Source organism: Pseudomonas sp., assembly GCF_041601375.1.
Taxonomy (GTDB): domain Bacteria; phylum Pseudomonadota; class Gammaproteobacteria; order Pseudomonadales; family Pseudomonadaceae; genus Aquipseudomonas.
Genome location: NZ_JBFIIG010000213.1, coordinates 1 through 6,741, shown reverse-complemented (window position 1 = coordinate 6,741; position 6,741 = coordinate 1). Strand labels below are relative to the sequence as shown.

Annotated in this window: 7 protein-coding genes; all 7 read right to left on the bottom strand. The window is 62.9% G+C overall.

Going from position 1 to position 6,741, the window contains the following annotated elements:
- Nucleotides 1–288: 288 nt before the first annotated feature.
- The gene (locus ABZE94_RS19260) at nt 289–1,293 is read right to left on the bottom strand and encodes a branched-chain amino acid ABC transporter permease (RefSeq protein WP_372877514.1); all 1,005 of its coding nucleotides are present in this window, start codon (nt 1,291–1,293) and stop codon (nt 289–291) included.
- A 2-nt stretch (nt 1,294–1,295) separates the two neighbouring features.
- Nucleotides 1,296–2,183 carry a branched-chain amino acid ABC transporter permease gene (locus tag ABZE94_RS19255; protein WP_238043149.1) on the bottom strand — a complete coding sequence of 296 codons (888 nt, stop codon included), beginning with the start codon at nt 2,181–2,183 and terminating at the stop codon, nt 1,296–1,298.
- A 73-nt stretch (nt 2,184–2,256) separates the two neighbouring features.
- On the bottom strand, nt 2,257–3,471 hold the full coding sequence (locus ABZE94_RS19250; protein ID WP_372877512.1) for an ABC transporter substrate-binding protein: 1,215 nt from the start codon (nt 3,469–3,471) through the stop codon (nt 2,257–2,259).
- A gap of 102 nt (nt 3,472–3,573) precedes the next feature.
- Complete coding sequence (locus ABZE94_RS19245; protein ID WP_238043151.1) at nt 3,574–4,296, bottom strand: ABC transporter ATP-binding protein; 723 nt, start codon at nt 4,294–4,296, stop codon at nt 3,574–3,576.
- Nucleotides 4,293–5,069, bottom strand: a complete 777-nt coding sequence (locus tag ABZE94_RS19240) for an ABC transporter ATP-binding protein (RefSeq protein ID WP_372867278.1) — start codon at nt 5,067–5,069, stop codon at nt 4,293–4,295. Before ABZE94_RS19240 ends, ABZE94_RS19245 begins: the two co-directional genes overlap by 4 nt.
- A 379-nt stretch (nt 5,070–5,448) precedes the next feature.
- Nucleotides 5,449–6,039, bottom strand: coding sequence for a peroxidase-related enzyme (locus ABZE94_RS19235; protein ID WP_372877510.1), 591 nt, complete (start codon nt 6,037–6,039; stop codon nt 5,449–5,451).
- A 57-nt stretch (nt 6,040–6,096) separates the two neighbouring features.
- Nucleotides 6,097–6,741: AMP-binding protein (locus ABZE94_RS19230; RefSeq protein WP_372877508.1), on the bottom strand; the 645-nt coding region annotated here is incomplete at its 5' end.

Sequence of the window (6,741 nt, the reverse complement as noted above, 5' to 3'; positions counted from 1 at the left end):
GCCAGGCTGGCGGTGATCGCCACACAGAGGACTTTGGCCTTGAAGGGCCTGGTTATCGACTTTTCAACGTTCATAGATCTCTCTTCTTATTGGTGAGTAGTGCAGCAACGCCAGGCAGCCAACTGCCAGGCAATACGCGCGACGGCCGATGCAACCGACCTGATACCCACGGGGTTTCCCGTGGCGTCCAGACACCCCTGCCGATGACCCGGTAGGGCATATTTCAGGCAAACAGCCCCCCGGCGCGGATCAGGGTCCGCACCTTGAGCAAACAGCAGGAGGCTTGTTTTAGAAGTTGCGCTTTGCCAGTTTCAGCACCCAACCGACGATGCCGACCCGGAACAGCAGCACGCAGGTGACGAATATCGCCCCGAGGATCACGTGCACCCACTCGCCCAATGGGCCGTTGGACAGGTAGCTCTGCAGGGTGATCACCACGCTGGCGCCGACCACCGGCCCGAGCACGGTGCCGACGCCGCCGAGCAGGGTCATCAGAATCACCTCGCCGGACATGTGCCAGTGCGCGTCGGTCAGCGAGGCCAACTGGAACACCACGGTCTTGGTCGAGCCCGCCAGTCCGGTCAGGGTGGCGGAAATGACGAAGGCGAGCAGCTTGTGCGCGTCGACGTTGTAGCCCAGGGAAATGGCCCGCGGCTCGTTCTCGCGGATCGCCTTGAGCACCTGGCCATAGGGCGAGTGGATGGTGCGCTGGATGACGGCGAAGCCAACGATGAACACCGCGAGGACGAAGTAGTACAGGGTCAGGTTGTCGTTGAGGTCGAACAGCCCGAACAACTGCCCACGCGGCACGCCCTGCAGGCCGTTCTCGCCGCCGGTGAAGGGCGCCTGGACAAAGATGAAGAACACCAGTTGCGCCAGCGCCAGGGTGATCATGGCGAAGTAGATGCCCTGACGGCGAATCGCCAGCAGGCCGAACAGCAAGCCGAGCGCCGCGGACGCCAGGGTGCCGGCGAGTATTCCCAGCTCGGTGCCGAGGCCGCTGTACTCGCTGAGCAAGTAGCCGGTGATATAGCCGCCGGTGGCGAAAAAGGCGGCATGCCCGAAGGACAACAAGCCGGCATAACCGAGCAGCAGGTTGAAGGCGCAGGCGAACAAGGCGAAGCACAGCAGCTTCATCAGAAAGATCGGGTACACCGCCAGGGGCGCGACCAGCGCGACGCCGAACAGTGCCAGATAGAACCACAGCTTGCGCCGTTGCGCCGCCTGCTGGCGCTCACGTACCACTTGCGGCACCAGAGCCAGACTGTCCTGTTTGATGTGCAGATTGGTCATGCTTAAGTCTCCTTGCCGAACAGTCCCGCGGGACGAACCAGCAGCACCAGTACCATCACCAGGAACACGATGGTGTTGGCCGCTTCTGGATAGATCACCTTGGTCAGCCCCTCAATCACGCCCATGGCCAAACCCGTGACGATCGCGCCCATGATCGAACCCATCCCGCCGATCACCACCACGGCAAACACCACGATCAGCAGATTGGCGCCCATGGTCGGGGTGACCGAATAGATGGGCGCGGCCAGCACCCCGGCGAACGCCGCCAGCGCCGCCCCGTAGCCATAGGTCAGGGTGATCAGCAGTGGCACGTTGATACCGAAGGCCTGCATCAGCTTGGGGTTTTCGGTACCGGCACGCAGGTAGGAGCCCAGGCGGGTGCGCTCGATCATGTACCAGGTGAGCAGGCACACCACCACTGCAGCCACCACCACCCAGGCGCGGTAGGTGGGCAGGAACATGAAGCCCAGGTTGTAACCGCCCTTGAGCAGCTCGGGCATCGGGTAGGACGCGCCTGAGACGCCGAACAACTTGACGAAGCAGCCCTCGACGATCAGCGCCAGGCCGAAGGTCAACAGCAAGCCGTAGAGGTGATCCTCCCCGGCGATCCGGCGCAACAGGCCGCGCTCGATGAGCATGCCGAGGGCGCCGACCAGCAGCGGCGCCACAATCAGCGCCACCCAATAATTGATGCCCAGGTAGTTGAGGCCGAGCACCGCGGCGAAAGCCCCGAGCATGTACTGGGCGCCATGGGCGAAGTTGATGATCCGCAGCAGACCGAAGATGATCGCCAGGCCCAGGCTGAGCAAGGCATAGAAAGCGCCGTTGATCAGCCCGAGCAGCAGCTGGCCGAGCAGTACGCCCAGCGGTATGCCGAATACCATAGTCATGAGTTCTCACCCGCTGAAAGTCAGTGACACCCGGCTGCTGGCAGCCGGGTGATTAGCTGGGATTACCTGCCGATCAGTTCTGCGACAGCAGCTTGCATTGGCTCTCGGCCAGCGGGCGGAAGGCCTCGTCGCCCGGAATGGTGCGCACGATCTTGTACAGGTCCCAGTCGCCCTTCGACTCGGCCGGGGTCTTCACCTGGGCCAGGTACATGTCGTGAACCATGCGGCCATCGGCGCGGATCTTGCCGTTCTTGGCGAACATGTCGTTGACCGGGGTCGCCATCATCTGCGCGCGCACCGCCTGCGCCTCGTCACTGCCGGCGGCCTTGACTGCGTTCAGGTAATGCATGGTCGCCGAGTAGATACCCGCCGGCACCATGCCTGGCTTGCTGCCGAAGCGGTCTTCGTAGCGCTTGGACCAGGTGCGGGTTTCCTCGTTGAGGTCCCAGTACCAGCCGGTGGTCAGCATCAGACCCTGGGTCACGTCCAGGCCCATGGCGTGGATGTCGTTGAGGAAGACCACCATACCGGCCAGACTCTGCCCGGACTGGGTAACGCCGAACTGGCTGGCCGTCATCAGCGAATTGACCGTGTCGGCACCGGCGTTGGCCAGGGCGATCACATCGGCGCCGGAACCCTGGGCCTGGAGGATGTAGGAGGAAAAGTCACTGCTCGGGAATGGATGACGCACCGTGCCCAGCACAGAGCCGCCATCGGCCTGGACCACCTTGGTGATGTCGGCTTCCATGGCATGGCCGAAGGCATAGTCGGCGGTCAGGATGAACCAGCTTTTGCCGCCATTGGCCAATACCGCCTTGGCCGTACCGTTGGCCAGCGCGTAGGAATCGTAGGTCCAGTGGATATGGTTGGGCGAGCAGTATTCGTTGGTAATGCTGGAGGCCGCGGCGCCGGAAATCAGCGCCAGCTTGCCGGCTTGCTCCACCACCTGGCTTGCCGCCAGCACCACCGAGGAGGCGACCAGACCGGTGACCATGTCGACGTTGCGCTCATCGACCCACTGACGCACGGTACTGGCGCCGACATCCGGCTTGTTCAGGTCGTCGGCGCTGAAAATCACGATCTTCTTGCCATCGATCTGGCCACCGAAGTCCTCGACGGCCATCTTCAGCGCTTCCAGGCCACCTGGCCCGGAGAGATCGCGGTAGGTGCCGGACATATCGGCCAGGTAGCCGATGCGGATTTCGTCGTCGCTGAGCTGCGCCTGGGCGGCGCTGGCAATCAGGCTGGTGGCGAGGATGGTGCTTGCAGTCTTCTGGAACAGATTCATCTCGTTACCTTCCACAGTTATTGTTGTTGTACCGGGCAAAGCAACCCCGATCCGGCGGGCCTGGGCCACGCCGTACTGCATGTTTCGAGGGGTGAAACTGGGTTAGACGCCTAGACAGCGGTGCAGCAGTTCTTGTTTGGACGACAGCTCGGCCGCACTGATTTCCTCGACGATCTGGCCGTGATCCATCAGGTAATGCCGATCAGCCAACGGGGCGGCGAAGCGGAAGTTCTGCTCCACCAGCACGATGGTCAGTCCCTTGTTCTTGAGCTTGATCAGCACCTCGGCGAGTTTCTGCACGATCACCGGAGCCAGGCCCTCGGTGATCTCGTCGAGCAGCAGCAGGTTGGCACCGGTGCGCAGGATGCGCGCCATGGCCAGCATCTGCTGCTCGCCGCCAGAGAGCCGGGTGCCTTGGCTGAAACGCCGCTCGTAGAGGTTGGGGAACATCTCGTAGATTTCATCGAGGCTCATGCCGCCACTGCGCACCATCGGCGGCAGCAGCAGGTTCTCCTCGACGTTGAGGCTGGCGAAGATGCCGCGTTCTTCCGGGCAGAAGCCAACGCCCAGGCGCGGGATCAGGTGCGCGGCGAGGCCCAGGGTCTCGTTGCCGTTGATCACGATTGACCCAGTGCGCCGACCCACCATGTTCATGATCGCGCGCAGGGTGGTGGAGCGGCCCGAGCCGTTGCGCCCGAGCAGGGTCACCAGTTCGCCGCGCCGGACCAGCAGGTCGATGCCATGCAAAATGTGCGACTCGCCGTAGAAGGCATGCAGGTCGCTGACCCGCAGTTGCTCGTAATCCGGGGTATGCAGGTTGCTCATGCGCCGGCCTCCTCGCTGACGGCCGCTTCGCTGCCCAGGTAGGCCTCGCGCACCAGGGGGTTGGCTGACACGCTGGCGTAGTCGCCTTCGGCGAGGATCGCGCCACGGGCCAGCACGGTGATGCGGTCGCACAACTGACTGACCACGCTGAGGTTGTGCTCGACCATCAGCACCGTGCGCCCCACCGCGGCACGGCGTATCAGGCCGATGACCATTTCCACGTCCTCGCCGCCCATGCCCTGGGTCGGCTCGTCGAGCAATAGCACGGCCGGGTCCAGCGCCAGGGTGGTGGCCAGCTCCAGGGCGCGCTTGCGGCCATAGGGCAGTTCGATGGTCAGGGTGTCGGCGAAGTCGAGCAGGCCCACATCGTCGAGCATCTGCAGGGCGCGCTCATTGAGGGCCTCAAGGCTGCGCTCGGACTTCCAGAAGTGAAAGGAGTTGCCCAGCTTGCGCTGCAGGGCCACGCGGACGTTCTCCATCACACTCATGTGACCGAATACCGCGGAAATCTGGAAGGAGCGCACCAGACCGAGACGGGCGATCTGGTTCGGCTGCAGGCCGGTGATCGGCTTGCCCTGATAAATGATCTCGCCGCTAGTGGGCGCGAGGAACTTGCTGAGGAGGTTGAACACCGTGGTCTTGCCGGCCCCGTTGGGTCCGATCAAGGCATGGATATGCCCCTTCTGCACACGAAGATCGACCGAGTCCACCGCGGTGAACCCGCGAAATTCCTTGGTCAATCCGCGCGTTTCCAAAACGAATTCGGGTGACATGTGGAGCCCTCTAACCTTGCTTGTTTTTATTGGTTATGGCGCTGCTGACACTACTACCTTTACGTAAACGTAAACACTATACGAAAGTCTAATTTAGACTTACTGGTTCTTGTTCGACTGAAGCCGCGAGACTCGTCTGATGGATGTCAGTCCCGGCTTGCCTGCTGCTGCCTTGGGTCAATTCGCTGAAATCGAGTATAGGCAGGCGTTTATTAAATAATAATGAGCAAATTATCAGGTGCGTTATGCATAAATACCCCACCCTCTGCAGTCGTCACACCCGCCGCGCGCAGCCCTGCCCACCCCCCTGAGCGCGCCATGAAAAGACGGCTCCCCCGGCATGGCCAGGAGAACATGTGCTGTCGCTATAGCGGCAGTTTCAACTCGCTACCCTGGGCACGCGGCCCATCAGGTAGAACTCGGTGTTGGGTGGCGTGCCCGCCAGCGACACCAGCCGGTTGGACAGGCTGAAGAAGGCGGTGATCGCGCCAATGTCCCAGATGTCGTCGAGACTGAAACCGACTGCCTGCAGGCGTGCCTGCCAGTCGCCATCCAGGCCGCCGCGCTCGAGGCCGACGTGAAAGGCGAAATCCAGCATCAGGCGCTGGCGCTCGCCAATCGGCGCGGTGCGGTGGTTGACCGCCACCTGGTCGGCGAGCAGCGGATCCTTGCTGTAGATGCGCAATACCGCGCCATGCGCCACCACGCAGTACAGACAGCCATGGCGGGCACTGGTGGCGACCACGATCATCTCCTTTTCCGCCGGCGTCAGGCTGTCGGACTCGCGCTCCATCAAAGCGTCGTGGTAGGCGAAGAAGGCGCGAAACTCGTCCGGACGGTGGGCCAGCATGAGGAATACATGAGGCACGAAGCCGGCCTTCTCCTGCACCGCGAGTATCCGCTGGTGCAGGTCGTCCGGTAATTGTTCAAGATTGTCGGGCAGCGCAAAGCGACTGATCTGCTGGGACATCGGATACTCCATTATCAGAGGCGGCGCCCGACTGACGGACGCCGCAGGCGCCAAAGCCTAGGGCTTCGCGGTGAGTGCCAGCCGCTCGATGCTGAGCTCGCGCATGCGGAACTTCTGCACCTTGCCGGTCACGGTCATGGGGAACTCGTCGACCAGGAGAAAGTGGCGCGGGACCTTGAAATGGGCGATACGTCCCTTGCAGAACTCGCTCAGTTGCGCTGCAGCCACCTGGTGGCCGGGGTGGCACTTGACCCAGGCGACGATCTCCTCGCCGTACTTGTCGTCGGGAATGCCCACCACCTGCACATCGGCCACCGCCGGGTGGCCGAAGAGGAACTCCTCGATCTCCCGCGGATAGACGTTCTCGCCGCCGCGGATGATCATGTCCTTGTTGCGCCCGACGATACTCAGGTAGCCCTGCTCGTCCATCACCGCCAGGTCGCCGGTGTGCATCCAGCGCGCCGGGTCGAGGGCCTCGGCGGTGGCCTGCGGGTTGTTCCAGTAGCCAAGCATGACGCTGTAGCCACGGGTGCACAGCTCGCCGACCTGCCCGCGCGGGACGATGCGCCCCTGCTTGTCGATCACCTTGCTCTCCAGATGCGGCTGGGTTCGGCCAACACTGCTGACCCGACACTGCAGATCGTCATCGGCGGCCGTCTGGGTCGACACCGGGCTGGTCTCGGTCATGCCGTAGGCGATCTG